The sequence below is a fragment of the Vibrio splendidus genome (assembly GCF_001557875.1).
Lineage (GTDB): Bacteria > Pseudomonadota > Gammaproteobacteria > Enterobacterales > Vibrionaceae > Vibrio > Vibrio splendidus_F.
The window spans coordinates 793,963-810,795 of the sequence record NZ_LNRF01000001.1; the positions used below are offsets into that span (position 1 = coordinate 793,963).

13 protein-coding genes are annotated in these 16,833 nt (G+C 44.4%); 8 read left to right on the forward strand and 5 right to left on the reverse strand.

Annotation, left to right across the window (positions count from 1 at the left end):
• Positions 1–64: 64 nt before the first annotated feature.
• On the reverse strand, positions 65–211 hold the full coding sequence (locus ATB74_RS24220; RefSeq protein WP_179946887.1) for a hypothetical protein: 147 nt from the start codon (positions 209–211) through the stop codon (positions 65–67).
• A 354-nt stretch (positions 212–565) separates the two neighbouring features.
• Here ATB74_RS24220 and pepT point away from each other — a divergent pair, with 354 nt between their 5' ends.
• The 3 genes from pepT to ATB74_RS03400 all read left to right on the forward strand — a co-directional run bounded on the left by pepT (position 566) and on the right by ATB74_RS03400 (position 3,321).
• Positions 566–1,798: a peptidase T gene (gene pepT, locus ATB74_RS03390; RefSeq protein WP_061016538.1), complete on the forward strand. Its 1,233-nt coding sequence runs from the start codon at positions 566–568 to the stop codon at positions 1,796–1,798.
• A 76-nt stretch (positions 1,799–1,874) separates the two neighbouring features.
• Complete coding sequence (locus tag ATB74_RS03395) at positions 1,875–2,342, forward strand: DM13 domain-containing protein (protein ID WP_061016540.1); 468 nt, start codon at positions 1,875–1,877, stop codon at positions 2,340–2,342.
• A 136-nt stretch (positions 2,343–2,478) separates the two neighbouring features.
• Positions 2,479–3,321, forward strand: coding sequence for a mechanosensitive ion channel family protein (locus ATB74_RS03400; protein WP_061016542.1), 843 nt, complete (start codon positions 2,479–2,481; stop codon positions 3,319–3,321).
• Between the two features lie 116 nt (positions 3,322–3,437).
• Here ATB74_RS03400 and ATB74_RS03405 read toward each other — a convergent pair whose 3' ends face one another.
• Positions 3,438–3,881, reverse strand: coding sequence for a dCMP deaminase family protein (locus ATB74_RS03405; RefSeq protein WP_004737813.1), 444 nt, complete (start codon positions 3,879–3,881; stop codon positions 3,438–3,440).
• Positions 3,882–4,140: 259 nt separating this feature from the next.
• On the opposite strand from ATB74_RS03405, the gene ATB74_RS03410 reads away from it, so the two are divergent.
• From ATB74_RS03410 to ATB74_RS03420, 3 genes are all read left to right on the forward strand, one after another.
• The gene (locus tag ATB74_RS03410; protein ID WP_061016544.1) at positions 4,141–5,265 is read left to right on the forward strand and encodes an efflux RND transporter periplasmic adaptor subunit; all 1,125 of its coding nucleotides are present in this window, start codon (positions 4,141–4,143) and stop codon (positions 5,263–5,265) included.
• 11 nt (positions 5,266–5,276) lie between these two features.
• Complete coding sequence (locus ATB74_RS03415; protein WP_061016546.1) at positions 5,277–8,429, forward strand: efflux RND transporter permease subunit; 3,153 nt, start codon at positions 5,277–5,279, stop codon at positions 8,427–8,429.
• Between the two features lie 334 nt (positions 8,430–8,763).
• A complete protein-coding gene (locus ATB74_RS03420; RefSeq protein WP_017059493.1) occupies positions 8,764–9,450 on the forward strand; it encodes a MaoC family dehydratase in 687 nt (228 codons plus the stop codon).
• A 78-nt stretch (positions 9,451–9,528) separates the two neighbouring features.
• Here ATB74_RS03420 and ATB74_RS03425 read toward each other — a convergent pair whose 3' ends face one another.
• Positions 9,529–10,344: a phosphate ABC transporter substrate-binding protein gene (locus ATB74_RS03425; RefSeq protein WP_061016548.1), complete on the reverse strand. Its 816-nt coding sequence runs from the start codon at positions 10,342–10,344 to the stop codon at positions 9,529–9,531.
• 253 nt (positions 10,345–10,597) lie between these two features.
• On the opposite strand from ATB74_RS03425, the gene ATB74_RS03430 reads away from it, so the two are divergent.
• The gene (locus tag ATB74_RS03430) at positions 10,598–10,960 is read left to right on the forward strand and encodes a DUF3024 domain-containing protein (protein ID WP_061016550.1); all 363 of its coding nucleotides are present in this window, start codon (positions 10,598–10,600) and stop codon (positions 10,958–10,960) included.
• Positions 10,961–11,058: 98 nt separating this feature from the next.
• On the opposite strand, the gene ATB74_RS03435 is transcribed toward ATB74_RS03430, so the two are convergent.
• Positions 11,059–11,889, reverse strand: a complete 831-nt coding sequence (locus ATB74_RS03435) for a helix-turn-helix domain-containing protein (protein WP_061017716.1) — start codon at positions 11,887–11,889, stop codon at positions 11,059–11,061.
• Positions 11,890–12,070: 181 nt separating this feature from the next.
• On the reverse strand, positions 12,071–14,077 hold the full coding sequence (gene rnb, locus ATB74_RS03440) for an exoribonuclease II (protein WP_060980483.1): 2,007 nt from the start codon (positions 14,075–14,077) through the stop codon (positions 12,071–12,073).
• A 308-nt stretch (positions 14,078–14,385) separates the two neighbouring features.
• Here rnb and ATB74_RS03445 point away from each other — a divergent pair, with 308 nt between their 5' ends.
• The gene (locus ATB74_RS03445) at positions 14,386–16,452 is read left to right on the forward strand and encodes a DEAD/DEAH box helicase (RefSeq protein ID WP_081090051.1); all 2,067 of its coding nucleotides are present in this window, start codon (positions 14,386–14,388) and stop codon (positions 16,450–16,452) included.
• Positions 16,453–16,833: the final 381 nt, after the last annotated feature.

Here is a 16,833-nt window from a genome sequence, read left to right on the forward strand (position 1 = left end):
GCTCTACAGGATAGAGCGTAGAGCTTTTTTATAGGGGTCTTAATAGTGCTAGGTATTCATTGAGTTACGAGGTCGCGTTTGTATCGAACCCACCCTGGGTCTGCGCCTGTCTTAGAGCTTCCTGCCTTTGAACTTCTTTCTCAGTTAATACTGGTTGAAGTGTTTCCTCAGAGGCTTGAGGAGAGAAAATGAAATATTTATTAATCGTCATAACTATGTCTCCGTGTAACGTATGACTGATTCTGCATCAAGGATAAACTGTGATCATCATCCACTTTGTACTTTTTTTGGGCTGAGAGCGAAGGGCGTAGAATGCGTACAAAGCGATCGCTTATCATCCTTATGCAATATTGGAACTGACGAAACCCTCTGTTTTCAAGTATAGGAAGCCTCTCTAATTTCACACAATAATGATTTAGAGCAAATACATAGATGGTCAGGGGCGTAAGATGAAAAACCTCGCTACTGACCCTGCGTAGGTATTTTTCTAATAACAAATTACTTATCAACGCGCTCTAACTATTAAGTCAGTAAATCAATTACTTAATCCATGGTGAGATGAATTATGGAAAAGCTTGTAGAACGTTTTCTGAATTACGTTACTTTCGATACTAAATCCGACCCTTCTAATCCACAGTGCCCAAGTTCACCGGGTCAAATTACCTTTGCTGAAGCCTTAAAGTTAGAATTGGTTGCATTAAACTTAGTTGATGTCTCTTTAGATGAAAATGGATACTTGATGGCGAAACTGCCGTCGAATGTCGATTACCCAGTACCTGCGATTGGCTTTGTCGCGCATATGGATACCGCTCCTGACGCATCAGGCGCCAACGTGAAACCACAAGTGATTAAAGATTACCGAGGTGGAACGATTGAATTAGGTGAAAGTGGCGAGAGTTTGAACCCAAGCCAATACCCAGACCTTGATTCTTTACATGGTCACGACCTTATTACGACTGACGGCACGACTCTGCTTGGTGCCGACAACAAGGCGGGCATCGCTGAAATCATCAGCGCGATTGCTTACCTGAAAGCGAATCCAGAGATTAAACACGGCGACATTTGCATTGGTTTCACACCGGATGAAGAGATTGGGCGTGGTGCGAACCTGTTTGATGTTGAGAAGTTTGGTGCTGAATGGGCGTATACCATTGATGGCGGTCCAGTAGGGGAGTTGGAATTTGAGAACTTCAATGCCACGAGCGCTGGTGTTATCTGTCATGGCGTGAACGTTCACCCGGGTACCGCAAAAGGTAAAATGGTGAACTCGATGAATATTGCGGCGCAATTCCAACTGATGATGCCAGCGCAAGAAACACCAGAATGCACCGAAGGTTATGAAGGTTTTTATCATCTGAAATCGGCTGAAATGGGCGTGGCTCGATCTGAGTTAGGTTACATCATCCGTGATTTTGAACGTGAGGGTGTTGAGGCTCGTAAGGCATTCATGCAACAGAAAGTGGATGAGCTGAATGAGCGCCTTGAGAAAGGCCATGTTGAGTTGATACTTACCGATAGCTACTTCAATATGAAAGAGATGGTTGAACCTCATCAGCATATTATTGAGTTGGCTAAGCAAGCGATGATTGAGTGCGATGTTGAGCCTATGATCAAACCTATCCGCGGTGGTACAGACGGCGCTCGTTTATCTTTCATGGGACTACCGTGCCCGAATATCTTTACTGGTGGCTATAACTTCCACGGTATTCATGAGTTCATTACCATTCAAGGTATGGAGCAAGCGGTAAAAGTGATTGTTGAATTGTCTCAACGTACAGCAACGCATTACCAAAAATAGAACATCAGAGCGTTATATCTCTTTGTATTTTTGAGAGTATTCAATAATACTCTCTTTAAGCATAAGGGAGTACGCGATGAAAAAGTTAGTTTTACTTTGCACCCACTTAGCCGTGGGTGCTTTTGGTTTTGGGCTGGGTGTTTATGCACTACCTATTTTGATTGAGCCTGATTCTCCTTCCTCAAGTTCTGTTGAAGCGATCAGTCAGCAGGCTATCTACACGGGCGAATTCACTAAAGATCGACAAGACAGTGATTTCTTGCATTGGGGAGAAGGCATCGTCTCTGTATCTGAAAGTGCGATTGCGTTTGAAGGCGAACTGGCGCCGGGGCCTGATTATAAGGTTTACCTCTCACCTAAGTTCATTGAAACCGAGCAAGCTTTCAATGACAGCAAGAATGAGTTACTGAGAGTCGGAGATGTGAAAACATTCGACCGCTTTATGGTTGAGCTTCCTGAAGGTCTTGATCTTAATCGATTTAATACCGTTGTGATTTGGTGTGAAACTTTTGGCCAATTTATTACTTCTGCCAAGATAAAATGATAGCCTTAGTTAGGTTAATACCAGAATGAACATGAGCGCTCCGGAGTTGAGCGCTTTTTCATAGCACTGATATTAGCGGCTTTCTTGTAAATCTAACTGTTGTAAAGCTAACTGTTGTAATGCTAAGGATTAAGTAATGGAAAAAGTGTGGCAAGTAATTGATTTTCTACTCGCTCATAAGTTTATTTTTAGTGCGTTGATTATCACTATTATTTTAATCATTCGCCGAATCACTTTGTCTCAAATAAGAGGTGATGTTGCTTTCCTTAGCGAAGACCAACGTAACTGGATGTCACGAACCAAAAACGGCACATTCGCGATTATTGTTGTGACGTTATTTGTGTTGTGGAAATCCGAAATCAGCGAGTTTGCACTGTCAGTTACGGCCATAGCGGTTGCTATAGTCGTCGCATCTAAAGAGATAATATTGTGCTTCACAGGTTCTATTCAGCGTGCGAGTTCTCGTTCATTTAGAATTGGTGACTGGATTGAGGTGGGTAAAATCAGCGGTGAGGTGATTGAGCACAATTTGATGGCGACTGTGATTCAAGAAATAGATTTGTATCATGGGCAATATCACTTCACTGGCAAGACTGCCACGCTACCCAATAGCATGTTCTTCACTTATCCGGTAAAGAACCTCAACTTCATGAAGCGCTATGTTTACCATAACTTTGTTGTGACGGTGAAAGACTTTGTAAACCTATACCCTATGGTGCCGGGTCTTATTGTGAAAATTGAAGAGCATTGCGAAGAGTTTATCGATGTTGCCCGCCGTTACAACGGAGTGATCGAAAAGCACGCTGGTGTTGACCTTCCTGGTTCTGAGCCTCACATCCATATCACGAGCAGTTCGACGGGTGAGCAAGAAGTACATTTTATGATCTTCTGCCCGACCGAAAAAGCGATTCATTTAGAGCAAGACATTCGCAAGGACTTTATGGAAGCGTACGCGGAGGAATTTCCAACGAGCGCTTAATTTGCTCATCGGTCTATTGCGACTAAACTACAGCGTCCAAACTATAAGTCCAAACAACAGAAAGCCGAGAGCGATAATATCGACTCTCGGCTTTTTTGTTCTTGCTATCTAATAGCTTAGTCTAGGTCAGCGAGTGGCAGCCAATCGACTTGCACGCCAGCTTGCTCAAACATATCTTGGCTAACTTTGATTTTATCACCCCAGCGAGAAAGGAAATCTTCACTTTGCTCTGGGCAATGTACTGCTGAAATTCCTGTTTGAATGATTTTTGCTGCACAGTTCGGACAAGGGAAGTGGGTTACCCATATTTCACAACTGTCCAAATCACGCTTAGCGAATAGAATCGCATTTTCTTCAGCGTGAAGCGTCTTTAGGTACTTCATCTCTCTGTCATCAGTATCCGCACTATCAGACACGCCATGTGGGTAGCCATTAAAACCAACGGAAACAATACGGTTGTGCTTAGTGATTACGGCGCCGACTTGAGTTGAAGGATCTTTACTCCAAGAACCGACCAATTCCGCCATTTGATAGAAACGTTTAGCCCATTTTGAAATCATGAGAATTCCTTAACAATTAAATGTGAATGCTTATCTGTCTGACAATACATTATGTTAGACAATATCCATAGAGAACAAAAGCTGAGAGGTTGATTTACTTAGGAATTGTAGCGTGTTTGTAATCACTTTATAAGCACTTGGTTTCAATTAACATATTGATACACTTTGGCTAGTTATAATTGATATTCCTCGGACAATGGTAACGAGTGTGTTACGTAAATTTTATGCTGTTCAAATACTACTAAGTGACGGTATAACCATGCGTAAAAAGTTGATCCTTACGGCTCTTGCAAGCTCTCTTATTCTTGCTGGATGTGGGCAAGATGCTCAAAATGCCAAGCAAGCGCCTCTACCTCTCGTAGCTGTACAGGATGTTAGCGTTGTTTCTCACCAGCAAAGTAAGTCGTACATCGGTCGTATTGAAGCCGTTGAAGACACGGCTATCACAGCGCAAGTTTCGGGCTATCTACAAAGCCGTCATTTCAATGAAGGTCAAATGGTCGAAAAGGGCCAGCTGCTATATTCCATTGAGCCATCTTCGTTTGAAGCTGAAGTTGCAAGCGCAAAAGCGTCTGTTGCTCAAGCGAACGCGAACCTTAAGAAAGCCGAGCTTGATTTTAACCGTGGTAAAAACCTACTTCCGAAAGGCAGTATTTCTCAATCAGAATTCGATGCATTAACGGCAAACTTATTAGGTTCTCAAGCACAGCTTGAAGCCAGCCAAGCTCAGTTAAACGCCGCGAATGTCCAACTTTCTCATACCAAAATTATCGCGCCTTTCTCTGGAAGAATCAGTGACACTAAAGTAAGTAAAGGTGATCTGGTTTCACCGTCTTCGGGTGTACTGACGACTTTGGTTAGCCTAGATCCAATCCATGCATCGTTCAGCATTAGTGAGCGTGAGCGTATTGAGCTGGGTATGGACCGTATTGAAGGTGACGGTGCAGGTGTTGAAGTTCAGATCATGCTTGAGAATGGTGAAGCGTTTGAACACCTAGGTCAGCTTGATTTCTTGGGCAACCGTATCAATCTCAATACCGGTACGATCGCGATGCGCGCAATCGCTGATAATCCGAATCAGCGATTACTTCCTGGTCAACACGTTCGTGTGGATCTACGTGAAAAGCAATCTATTGATGTTGTGACTATCCCACGCCGAGCAGTACAAACCGACCTAGAAGGTGACTTTGTGATGGTATTGGTTGAAGGTGAAGCGGCACCTATTGCTGAGCGCAGAAATATCGAGATGGGTCGTCAGGTTGAAGGTGGCGTGATTGTTCATTCTGGATTAGAGAAGAACGACGCAGTCATCACTCAAGGCTTACAGCGTGTACGTAATGGTATGTCCGTACGCATTCAACCTTCTGCTGAACAAGCTGAGTAAGGGGGCTATTTATGTTGAGTCGTTTCTTTATTCAAAGGCCTAAGTTTGCCCTTGTTATATCCATCATATTAACGCTGGCAGGGGCGATTTCTCTCGCTATCTTGCCAGTGGCTGAATATCCAAAAATTAGCCCACCGTCGGTCAGTGTGTCGGCATTCTATACGGGCGCAAGTGCTGAAGTGGTGGAGCAGGCGATAGCCGACCCCATAGAAACGTCGGTTAACGGCGTAGAAGGTATGATCTACATGTCCTCTAAAAGTGCTAACGATGGTTCATACAACCTTAACGTGACCTTTGATGTCGGTACTGATGCTGATATGGCTCAGGTCAACGTTCAGAACCGTGTTGCTCAGATCGAATCGAAACTTCCACAAGAAGTAAGAATGGTGGGTGTAACGGTCAAGAAGCGTTCTCCTGACTTGCTGATGGTATTGAACTTCTACTCGCCGAACGGAGAGTATGACGATCAATTCTTGATCAACTACGTGAACTTGAACATTAAAGACCAATTGGCCCGTGTAAAGGGCATCAGTGAAGTTAACGTATTGGGTGGTGGCGAATACGCGATGCGTGTTTGGTTAGACCCTGAGAAAATGGCTAACCTCAATATAACCACCTCTGATGTGAATCGCGCCTTGGCTGAACAGAACGTTCAGGTAGCGGCTGGTCGTATTGGTGCAGCACCTTACAATAACGCACAAGAAGTGCAGTTCAACTTGGTAACCAAAGGCCGACTAGAAACGGCTGATGAGTTTGAAAATGTTGTACTTCGTGCAAACCAAGATGGTTCAACGGTTTACTTAAAAGACGTTTCACGCGTTGAGCTTGGTAAAAAGTTCTACGATGGCAATGGTAAATACCGTGGTCAAGACGCTTCAATCGTAACGTTGTCACTTCAATCAGACGCTAACGCGCTGGAAAGTGGTAAAGCGGTAATGGCGATGCTGGATAATTTAGGCAAAAACTTCCCTGAAGGCGTTGCTTATGAGGCGAGTTATGACACGACACTCTTCGTTGCAGAGTCGATCAAAGGCGTAGTAAAAACGCTAATTGAAGCGATCTTACTGGTTATCGCGGTAACGTATCTGTTCTTAGGTAGTGCGCGTGCGACTTTGATTCCGGTGGTTGCGATTCCTGTATCTTTGATTGGTACTTTTGCAGTCATGCAGATGACAGGATTTACCATCAACACGGTGACTCTATTTGGCTTGATATTGGCGATTGGTATCGTAGTAGATGATGCGATCTTGGTTATTGAAAACGTTGATACCACGATGGCCAAAGACCCAACGATCTCACCGCGTAAAGCAACGCTTATCGCAATGAAGGAAGTAACGGGTCCGATTGTTACTTCGACGTTGGTACTGTTAGCGGTATTCATTCCAGTAGCTATGCTGCCAGGTATTACCGGTATCATGTATCGTCAGTTTGCTCTAACTATCTGTATCGCTGTTGTTATCTCTTCTATTAATGCTCTAACACTGTCACCTGCATTGTGTTCATTAGTTCTTAAGCAGGGCGGTGGTAATACGGCTCGTTGGTATCAAGCGTTTAACCGTGGTCTTGAATCAGTAACCAACAAATACGGTCAAATTGCAGGCTTCCTTGTGAAAAAAGGCGTTCTGCTGTTTACCTTCTTCGTTGTGGCGCTAGCAGCGGTAACTTACTTCGCGAAAACCACGTCTACGGCGTTCGTACCTCAAGAAGATAAGGGTATTTTACTGGTTAACGTTCAACTTCCGGATGCGGCTTCATTGTCTCGTACCGAGGATGTGACGAAGCAGTTGCTAGAGATGGTTGAACAAGAGCCAGGCGTTGATGGTGTAACACTGGTTAACGGCTATGCATTCATGACGGGCGCTTCTGCTTCGAATGGTGCGTCGATGTTCATCAAGCTCCACGATTGGGAGATGCGTAACGCACTGGATGGTCAACATTCTGCGCAAGCAATTTCGCAACGTATTAATGGCCGAGCAGCCACTGAACTACCTCAAGCTATCGTGTTTGCAATGGGACCTCCAGCAGTACCAGGTATGGGTGCAGCGTCTGGATTTGAGTTTGTTCTAGAAGATACATTAGGTCGTAGCCGTACTGATCTAGCGATGGTTATGAATGACGTGATTGCTGAGGCCACTAAACAGCCTGAGATTTCACATACTTTCAGTACCTTCCGTGCCAATGTACCGCACTACTATGTCGACATTGACCGTGAGAAAGCGCAGCAACTTGGTATTCCGTTGTCGGAAATCTTCCAAACATTACAAGGCAACCTTGGTTCTCTGTATGTGAATGATTTCACCATGTTTGGTAAGAACTTCCGTGTCACCATGCAAGCTGACAGTGAACACCGTAGCAGCATGGATGACCTACAACGATTCCACGTGCGTTCGTCTAATGGCGAGATGATCCCGTTAAGCACATTGGTGACTTACGACCAGATCTTCGAACCGGATGTCGCATGGCGTTACAACATGTACCGCAGTGCCGTGATTCAAGGCCAACCAGCGCCGGGTTACTCAAGTGGTGATGCGATCGCTGCAATGGAACGTGTAGCCGCTGAAGTGTTACCTCAGGGGTATCAGTACGAGTGGACAGGCATGGCTTACCAAGAAGTATTGGCTGGCAACCAAGCGATCTTTGCTTTCGCACTGGCTCTGATCTTCATCTACCTGTTTATGGTGGCTCAATACGAGAGTTGGACAATACCGATTGCGATTATCCTAGTGGTACCTGTCGCAACATTAGGCTCCTTCTTGGCGTTGAACCTGACAGGCACACCGCTGAATCTCTATGCGCAAATTGGTTTGGTTCTCTTGATAGCCTTGGCCGCGAAGAACGCAATCTTGATTGTTGAATTCGCTAAGGTGGAGCGTGAAGAGAAAGACGCACCAATCGAAGATGCGGCGGTGAAAGGGGGGACGCTACGTTTCCGTGCTGTGAACATGACGTCTTGGTCGTTCATCTTAGGTATTTTCCCGCTTATTTTTGCGGCGGGTGCAGGTCACGTAAGCCAGAACTCTTTGGGTATTTCACTGATCGGTGGTCTGCTATGTGTGTTGTTAGCGGGTACGTTCCTAATTCCAGGCTTCTATGCATTCGTGCAACGTAAGCGTGAGAAGGCGCATGGTGGTAATACCAAGCTGGTTCCACTTGATGACGAATAGGGAACTGAATGTCTTGCATGGTTAGTCCCTTACAAGAGTAACCCTTGGAAAATTAATTCCTTATAAAAACTGAGGCTTAGCGTTGCGCTAAGCCTTTCTTTATTCCACTAATGAATAAAATCGCTATTTATATAATCAAATGTTTATTATGTGATAGAGTTAACACTCTAATTTTGGTTTTGTAATAAAATGATGTTTTATTATTAAGTGTTTGTTTAATATAAAATTAATAGGGTTCAGCTAACGAGTGTATGCTCGAAAACATTTGCACAATAGTGTGAAGTGTTTCAAAATTACCTAGTTATATTGAAATTTTTTGTGCATTGAGGTTCTTATGAAAGTCATTGATTTATTTAAACACCGAGGCGATAGCATGTCTTCGCAACACTCAGAGTTTATGCAATGGATGTCTCCAGCTCTTAGAGATTACTGGGGTGACTTTCTAAATCGCACGCAAAATAGCCATTTCTTTGCGTGGGTTCGTGATCATCACAAACCTGCTGTCAATGAAGATGCACCAGAAATGCCAGTAGAACAACCGATCGTGTTAAAGCCAGAAGCACAACTTGTGTTTGATGAGCTTAATCAGCAGATCGGTGAAGTAATCCATACTGGCGACTGGATCAATGTCAGCCAAGACCGTATAAACCAGTTTGGTCTTGTTACTGAAGATATGCAGTGGATTCACACCGAGCCAGAAAAAGCAGAAACAGACTCTCCGTTCAAAACAACCATCGCACATGGTTTTTTAACTTTATCTCTGCTTCCTAGATTGACTGACAGTGTCGACCCTGACAAGTCTCAATTCCCAACGGCGAAGATGGTTGTAAACATTGGCCTTAACCAAGTACGTTTCCCATATCCTGTTAAATCGGGCAGTAACGTTCGTGCTAAAAGCACGCTAACAAAAGTAACGCCAATTAAGAAAGGGCTAGAGATTGAGCGCGAAATCCGCGTAGAAATCGAAGGTATTCGTCGTCCTGGTGCTGTTATCGTTTCAGTGATTCAACTTCACTTCTAAACTAACAATATAGATTCCAAAAAAAAGAGAGAGCTTAATGCTCTCTCTTTTTGTTTTCATGAGATAAAACTAACTCACTTATTTAATGCGAGTGTAGCCGTACTCTTCGATAAGATCTTGCCCTTGCTCTGACTTCACGAACTTGATGAAGTCTTTGCTTTCTTCAGAAACAGAGTCTGTTTTGTGCAGCAATAAGAATGGGCGAGCTAATTCGTAGGTATGGTTTGCAATGTTCTTAGATGTCGGCTCTACGCCTTCAAATGTGATTGCCTTAATCGAACGGTCGATAGAACCAACCGAGATAAAACCAATAGCATGCGGGTTATGGTTAACAATCGTCTTTACCATGCTGTTGCTGTTTACAACCAAGTTATTTGGGTTGATGTCCGACACTAGACGGTCGTTAATGATTTGGGTTAAACCAAGCAAGCTCTCAAAGCTGTAACGTGAACCAGAAGAAGCTTCACGAGTCACCACTGCAATAGGTTGATCCGCACCGCCTACTGCTTTCCAGTTTGTGATTTTGCCTTTGTAGATATCGAACAACTGTTCACGTGTAACGTTGCTTACACTGTTTGAACGATTGGTTACGACTGCTAGGCCGTCAAAGGCAATTGGGAATACCTTCAATTTCTCATCCTGCTCGCGGTCGGTTAAATAACGCGAGCTCATACCGATGTCAGCCACACCTTTATTAACCATGGTAATACCCGCTGTAGAACCAATGCCTTGAACCGCAATATAGTTATCAGGGTGAGTCTTGTTGTACTCCTCAGCTAATACATCCATCACACGTGATACAGAAGTGGAGCCCGAAATATTGGTTTCTTGTGCAAAAGCAGTGTGAGAAGACAGGGCTAAGGATAAAAGAGAGGCAAGCGCGACTCGTAACATAAACAACTCCTAGTTAATAACATTTGCCGGCTATGATAGGTCGGTTATATGACATTTTTGTGAAATTCTATATGCTCGATATGTCGTTGTTAGCTTGATGGGTGAAAGCTAGTGGGGTTTACGAAAGCAAGATTCGTTTCTGGGAGCAATGCGGGTATTTTGTTTACGCTTGTTCGCTAAAATGTTGGTTGAGTCCTAAGCTAAGTAGAGGAATTCACTACTTAGAAGTTTCTATGAAGTTACAAGGGGTGTTATGTCCGTCATTCATATCGAACTGAATCGTCTTTTAATTGGAGCTGAGAGGCTCTGTACATTTCGGAATAGCAGTTTACCTGTTGAGTTAGGCAAATCCCTATATGAAGAGTGTGAGGGGGGAGTGCTGTTTTCTCAGGCGCATTATCTACTCGACTCATCTCACAGTGATTATATAAACGAGATTGCCTGCGTGACCTTTGATGAATCGTTATCTTGTTGGTTGGTGATGGTGCCGCTTGAAGGCGATGCCGAAACTGATTCCGTGAATTGGGGACCTTATCCCTACCTTCCTAAATCGAAGGATCTTGATGCAATTCTGGCTGAGATAGAAAAAGATCCTAAATCGTATTTTTGGTCATAACCGATCACTTCAACGTCGCTGGTGGCTTGACCTCATAGTCAGATGGCGCAACGCCGAAGCTCAACCATTTGCGCCTAATCAACTTGCTTCCCTACACTTTAGACGGGCGGTTTAATACCTTGTTGTTGCGCGCTCGCAATTAACGAACGGAAGTCCTTTGGCGTTTTTCCGTGATAGGTTTTAAAGGCGGTACTGAAGTGAGCGGCACTCTTAAAGCCAGATTCATACGCAATTTGAGTGATAGATTTATTCGATGTTCTGAGCTGAGTGGCTGCGTGGGCGATTCGCTTGATCTTTAATAGATTTGAAAAGGAAAGATCTTCAGCAGACAAACGGCGTTTAAGTGTGGCTGGTGACATCCCCATATAGCTGGCTAGAGTATCGAGTGAGATATTATTTTCTATGTTCTGTTCAATGTAATGGATGACCTTTTGTGTCACGGTCAACCTTGAAGCTCGGGCAATGATAACCAATAGAGCAGGGTGCTGTTCCACCATTAGAGAAAGCAAGCCTAAGCCTAATTGAGTGAGTGCGTAGTCATTCTCAGTAGATGAATTTGCAAGCGATATGATGAGTCCTTTTAGTTGACAGATTTCGGTGTCAGTTTGATTGAACTTAATGTACTTATCTGGGACTCGAGTGGGTTCTAAATCACTGAACTGATTGATGAATTTCTGGAAAATAGTCAGATCGAAATCTACGCAGGTTGCGCTAAATTCACCATTTTCGGTGTTAACCGTAATGTCTTTAATCTGTCCTGAATTGTAGAGCGTAAAATCCCCCGCTTGTAACGAGGCTTCAGTGCCATTGGGTAACACGAAAGAAATGCTGCCCTTTGATACTATGAAAATACCGTTTTTAGAGGCGGGGTAACGTTCTCGCTTCCTAGGTATGAAGTTTCTAAATTGGGTAACAGTGATTGATGACATAGTTCGCTTCTTTGACGTTGTAAATTGATCGCTTATTTTTTTTAAGTATTGTTTAAGCATGAGACATTTACAAAAAAGGCGCTAATTATTAGCGCCTTTAGAAGTGAACCTTTGAAGCTTTTAGCCTTGAAAGCTTTGACCTTGAAAGCCGTAACCTTAAAAGCTCTAACCGTTAAAGCTATTAAGCTTCGGTTTCGTTTGCCGTTTCAGGCTCGCTAGGCAAGTCCGCAAATACTTGAGTAGGTTTAGCTACTAAGTTACGGTTTTCCTGATTAACTTCGGAGAGAACTACTTCTAAAACGTCTCCCAGTTTGTATACCATTTCTTTATCGATAGATACAGTACCCATATCACCGTTGCACTCTATTCTTTCTTTATTATCAAGAATGAGAGACCCAGGGATAAATGCAGCCGCTCCATTTTCAAGTAGACGCACACGCATACCTGCACGGTTAATATCGAAAATCTCTGCTTGGAAGCGAGTTTCTTCTGCTGGAGCATTTGCTAGAGTGCGAGCATACAACCAATCGCCAACATTACGCTCAGCCATGCCGTGGTGACGACGGTGAAGGGCAAGTTCATCACCAATGGTTTCATCTGGTGTTTGAATTGGTGCTTTACCTAAAATGTGCGCTTTCAGCATACGGTGGTTAATCATGTCGCCATATTTACGAATTGGAGAAGTCCACGTTGCGTAAATATCTAAACCCATCGCGTAGTGCGGCGCAGGCTCATTGCTGATTTCGCTGTACGCTTGGAACTTACGAATACGGTTGTCGTAGTAGCTGTTGTCTAAAGAGCCTAACCAACGACGTAGAGTTGCAAAACCTTCTAGAGAAACGATCTGCTCTTCAGTGAACGGTGTTTCTGCTTGCGGGTTTACCAGTTCAAGAACGTCAGAGACTTTCTCAGCCTTGAAACCAGAGTGGCAGTTAAACACACCTTGGTTGAAGCTTTCTTTTAGTACTCGGCCCGCACAGATGTTCGCGCTGATCATTGATTCTTCAACCAGCTTGTTTGCGCTACGACGCATGTCAGCGTGGATAGCGACAACATCGTTATCTTCGCTAAGTTCAAAGCGGTAGTCAGGGCGATCTGGGAACACAACAGCGTTTGCTGAGCGCCATGCTGAACGTGCTTGAGCAAATTGGTGAAGATCAGAAACGATCGCAGCAATCTCTTCTGATGGTTGCCATTTCTCTGATGCACCTGTTTCTAACCAGTCTGATACGTTGTCGTAAGCAAGACGAGCATGAGATTTGATGTTTGCAGCGAAGAAGTTAATGTCATCACCGATAACGCCATCTTTAGATACCGTTACTGTGCAGCAAAGTGCTGGGCGAACTTCGTTCTCTATGAGTGAACATAGGTTGTCAGCAAGATCACGAGGTAACATTGGGATGTTACGACCAGGAAGGTAGATCGTGAAACCGCGTTCGCGTGCCACTTTATCCATCGCATCATCTGGAGAGATGTAAGCTGTTGGGTCAGCAATTGCGATAGTCAGTTCAAAATCACCGTTCTCTTTCTTCTTCGCGTAAAGCGCATCATCCATGTCTTTTGTGCTTTCGCCATCGATAGTCACGAAAGGGACGTGCGTCATGTCTACACGTTCAAGAGCGGCGTCATCGTTGATTAGCCAGTTGTCGATGCCTTCAGGCTCGCTGTTTGGTAGGTCGTTTTGTGCCAGCGTTACCCACCAAGGTGCAATCTTGTCGTCAGCGTCTGTGATTTTCTCCGAGATCTGAGCCAAGAAGCCGTTGTCACCTTTTAATGGGTGTTGAACGATATGAGCAACAACCCAGTCACCTTCTTTAAGCGTTTCAGGGTTTAGGCCCTTCTTTGCTTTCGCCTTAAGTTGCAGCTTTTTTAGCTGCGGGTGATCAGGAACAACGTTCAATCGGCCTTTGAACAGCTTAACTCGCGCAATAAAGCGAGTAAGACCTTGTTCAACCAATTCCTCAGGCTCTGCTACTTCGCGCTCTTTCTCTGTGCGAATGATGGCAATCACCTTGTCACCGTGCACACATTTCTTCATGTACGGAGGTGGGATAAAGAAGCTTGTTTTGCTATCAACTTCGAGAAAACCAAAACCTTTTTCAGTGGCTTTGATAGTACCTTCCTTCTTAGGGAGGGTTTCTTGGATTTGCTGCTTGAGTTGAGCGAGTAGAGGATTATCTTGAAACATTTGACTTTTATCTAACGAGAACAATTGAGCACACTATAATCATTGCGAGGCTCGATTACTACTTAAAGCCGAAGTGAGCGTAAATTAATTGCCCTCTTATTTAATTCTATCAATTTGGTCGAACTCTATCGTCCTGACGAGATATTCATCAAGTTTTGACGATATGATAGCCAGTATTGATGGAAAACCGAAAAATATGTGATGTATTTCAATTTTTTCTGGCTTTTTTTATGCATTTAGGGAATAATCCGCCTCCCTTAGACGTCCCTAATGGCTTGAAGTGTTTTATTACTGCTTCGTAACTCTGAATGGAATCAGTATCTGATTGGATCAGTATTGGAATTGATAGAGCTCCCGGGACCTTTTGTTTACTTATATATAGTGGGATCCCAATGTCCGAATCTGTAATTCAATTTAATGAATTAGCCCTAAACGATAACATTCTTTCAGCTCTTGATAGCATGGGTTTCGTTTCTCCGACTCCAATCCAAGCAGCAGCTATTCCTCTTCTTCTTGAAGGCCGTGACGCACTAGGTAAAGCACAGACTGGTACTGGTAAAACAGCAGCATTCTCTCTGCCTTTACTTAACAAAATCAACCTAAACCAACACAAACCACAAGCAATCATCATGGCTCCTACACGTGAGCTAGCGATTCAAGTTGCTGCGGAAATCAAAAACCTTGGCCGTGATATCAAAGGTCTTAAGGTTATTGAAATCTACGGTGGTGCTTCAATTGTTGACCAAATGCGTGCTCTAAGCCGCGGTGCTCATATTGTTGTTGGTACTCCAGGTCGTGTTAAAGACTTACTAACTCGTGACCGTCTACACCTAGATGAAGCACACACATTTGTTCTTGATGAAGCAGATGAAATGCTAAAAATGGGCTTCGTAGATGACGTTACTTGGATCCTAGAGCAAGCTCCAGAATCTGCACAACGTGTACTTTTCTCTGCAACTATGCCTCCAATGGTTAAGACTATTGTTGACCGTTACCTACGTAACCCGGCTAAAGTTGACGTTGCTGGTACTAACCACACAGTTGATAAAGTAGCGCAGAACTTCTGGGTTGTTAAAGGCGTAGAAAAAGACGAAGCAATGTCTCGTCTTCTAGAAACTGAAGAAACTGACGCGTCAATCGTATTCGTACGTACTCGTCAAGACACTGAGCGTCTAGCTGATTGGCTATCTGCACGTGGCTTCAAAGCTGCTGCACTGCACGGTGATATTCCTCAGTCTCTACGTGAGCGTACTGTTGATCATATCAAACAAGGTGTTATCGACATCCTAGTTGCAACTGACGTTGTAGCTCGTGGTCTTGATGTTCCACGTATCACTCACGTATTCAACTACGACATCCCATTCGATGTTGAATCTTACATCCACCGTATTGGTCGTACTGGCCGTGCTGGACGTAAAGGTAAAGCGATCCTACTAGTTCGCACTAACCAAATTCGCATGCTTCGCACAATCGAGCGCGTAACTAAGTCATCTATGGAAGAAATCCAACTTCCTCTACGTGACCAAGTTGCTGCTGCACGTGTTGCTAAGCTTGGCGCTGAACTTGAAACTGAGAAAGAAAGCAAAGCACTAGAAAACTTTGCAGGTCTTATCTCTACTCTTCAAGAGTCTCTAGAAGTTGATGCTGCTACTCTAGCTGCAATGCTTCTTAAGCGTCAGCAAGGTAAGAGCCCACTATTCTACGTTGGCGAAGACCCAATGATCGCTGCTATTGAGCGCGATAAGAACCGTCGTAAAGAGCGTCGTGAAGATCGTGACAACGGCCGTGACGGTGGTGGTCGCAACTTCAATACTCAAGATTGGGATACTTACCAACTACAAGTTGGCCGTGAGCAAGGCGTTCAGGTTAAAGACATCGTTGGCGCACTAGCAAACGAATTAGGCCTAACTAAAGGCTCTATCGGTGCTATCAAGCTTGACCAAGGTTCTACTTACGTTCAACTGCCAAAAGCAATGAACTCTGAAACTGCTGGTAAGCTAAGCAAACTTCGCATTCGTCAAAAAGAAGCTGGCGCTGTAGTTGTTGATTTCAACGACTTCCGTGAGCCTCGTCGTGGCGGCGGCGGTCGTGATGGCAACCGTGGCGGCGGTCGTGGCGGTCGTGATGGTGGCGGCTACCGTGGTAACCGTGATGGTAACCGCGAAGGTGGCAACCGTGAAGGCGGTCGTGGTGGATACCGTGGCAACCGTGACGGAAACCGCGATGGCAACCGTGAAGGCGGCCGTGATGGCGAGCGTCGTTTCGACCGTAACCGTGGTGGCGATCACCGTGGTAACTTCCGTGGCGAACGTGGCCATGGTAACGGCAATGGCGGTGGTAACCGTGGTCGTCGTCCAGAGCGCAACGAAGGTTAATCAACCCGTCGCTTAGACGCTTAGTCTAGACACTGAATTTAAAAGCCGAGCGTAATGCTCGGCTTTTTTGTACCTGCTATTTGAACTGAAGCTTTGGTTGCTCGATATATGTAGTCAGCATACTTCAACTAAGCTTCACGCCTAAACTTAGCTGTATCCCGTTCTAAGTCTATACGACGAGAACGTGCTACAAGATATTAAAACAAAGAGTGAAGGCTATCTCAGCGACGTTACAGAGCATCTATTCGTAGAGTTGTGCTCGAAGGCAATCAAAAGAAGATCGGCTCTGTCGTTCATTATTCTCAACACACCTGTGATATTTTTGATGTAAGCACTGAGAAATCGAGTAAAAAGTTATCGGTAATGATAAGCAGACGAAAG

Coding starts and splice junctions, on each gene's coding strand:
- ATB74_RS03415 (WP_061016546.1), top strand. CDS start 5,277: ATGTTGAGTCGTTTCTTTATTCAAAGGCCTAAGTTTGCCCTTGTTATA.
- ATB74_RS03425 (WP_061016548.1), bottom strand. CDS start 10,344: ATGTTACGAGTCGCGCTTGCCTCTCTTTTATCCTTAGCCCTGTCTTCT.
- ATB74_RS03420 (WP_017059493.1), top strand. CDS start 8,764: ATGAAAGTCATTGATTTATTTAAACACCGAGGCGATAGCATGTCTTCG.
- ATB74_RS03410 (WP_061016544.1), top strand. CDS start 4,141: ATGCGTAAAAAGTTGATCCTTACGGCTCTTGCAAGCTCTCTTATTCTT.
- ATB74_RS03395 (WP_061016540.1), top strand. CDS start 1,875: ATGAAAAAGTTAGTTTTACTTTGCACCCACTTAGCCGTGGGTGCTTTT.
- ATB74_RS03400 (WP_061016542.1), top strand. CDS start 2,479: ATGGAAAAAGTGTGGCAAGTAATTGATTTTCTACTCGCTCATAAGTTT.
- ATB74_RS03445 (WP_081090051.1), top strand. CDS start 14,386: ATGGAATCAGTATCTGATTGGATCAGTATTGGAATTGATAGAGCTCCC.
- ATB74_RS03430 (WP_061016550.1), top strand. CDS start 10,598: ATGTCCGTCATTCATATCGAACTGAATCGTCTTTTAATTGGAGCTGAG.
- ATB74_RS03405 (WP_004737813.1), bottom strand. CDS start 3,881: ATGATTTCAAAATGGGCTAAACGTTTCTATCAAATGGCGGAATTGGTC.
- ATB74_RS24220 (WP_179946887.1), bottom strand. CDS start 211: ATGACGATTAATAAATATTTCATTTTCTCTCCTCAAGCCTCTGAGGAA.
- ATB74_RS03435 (WP_061017716.1), bottom strand. CDS start 11,889: ATGTCATCAATCACTGTTACCCAATTTAGAAACTTCATACCTAGGAAG.
- pepT (WP_061016538.1), top strand. CDS start 566: ATGGAAAAGCTTGTAGAACGTTTTCTGAATTACGTTACTTTCGATACT.
- rnb (WP_060980483.1), bottom strand. CDS start 14,077: ATGTTTCAAGATAATCCTCTACTCGCTCAACTCAAGCAGCAAATCCAA.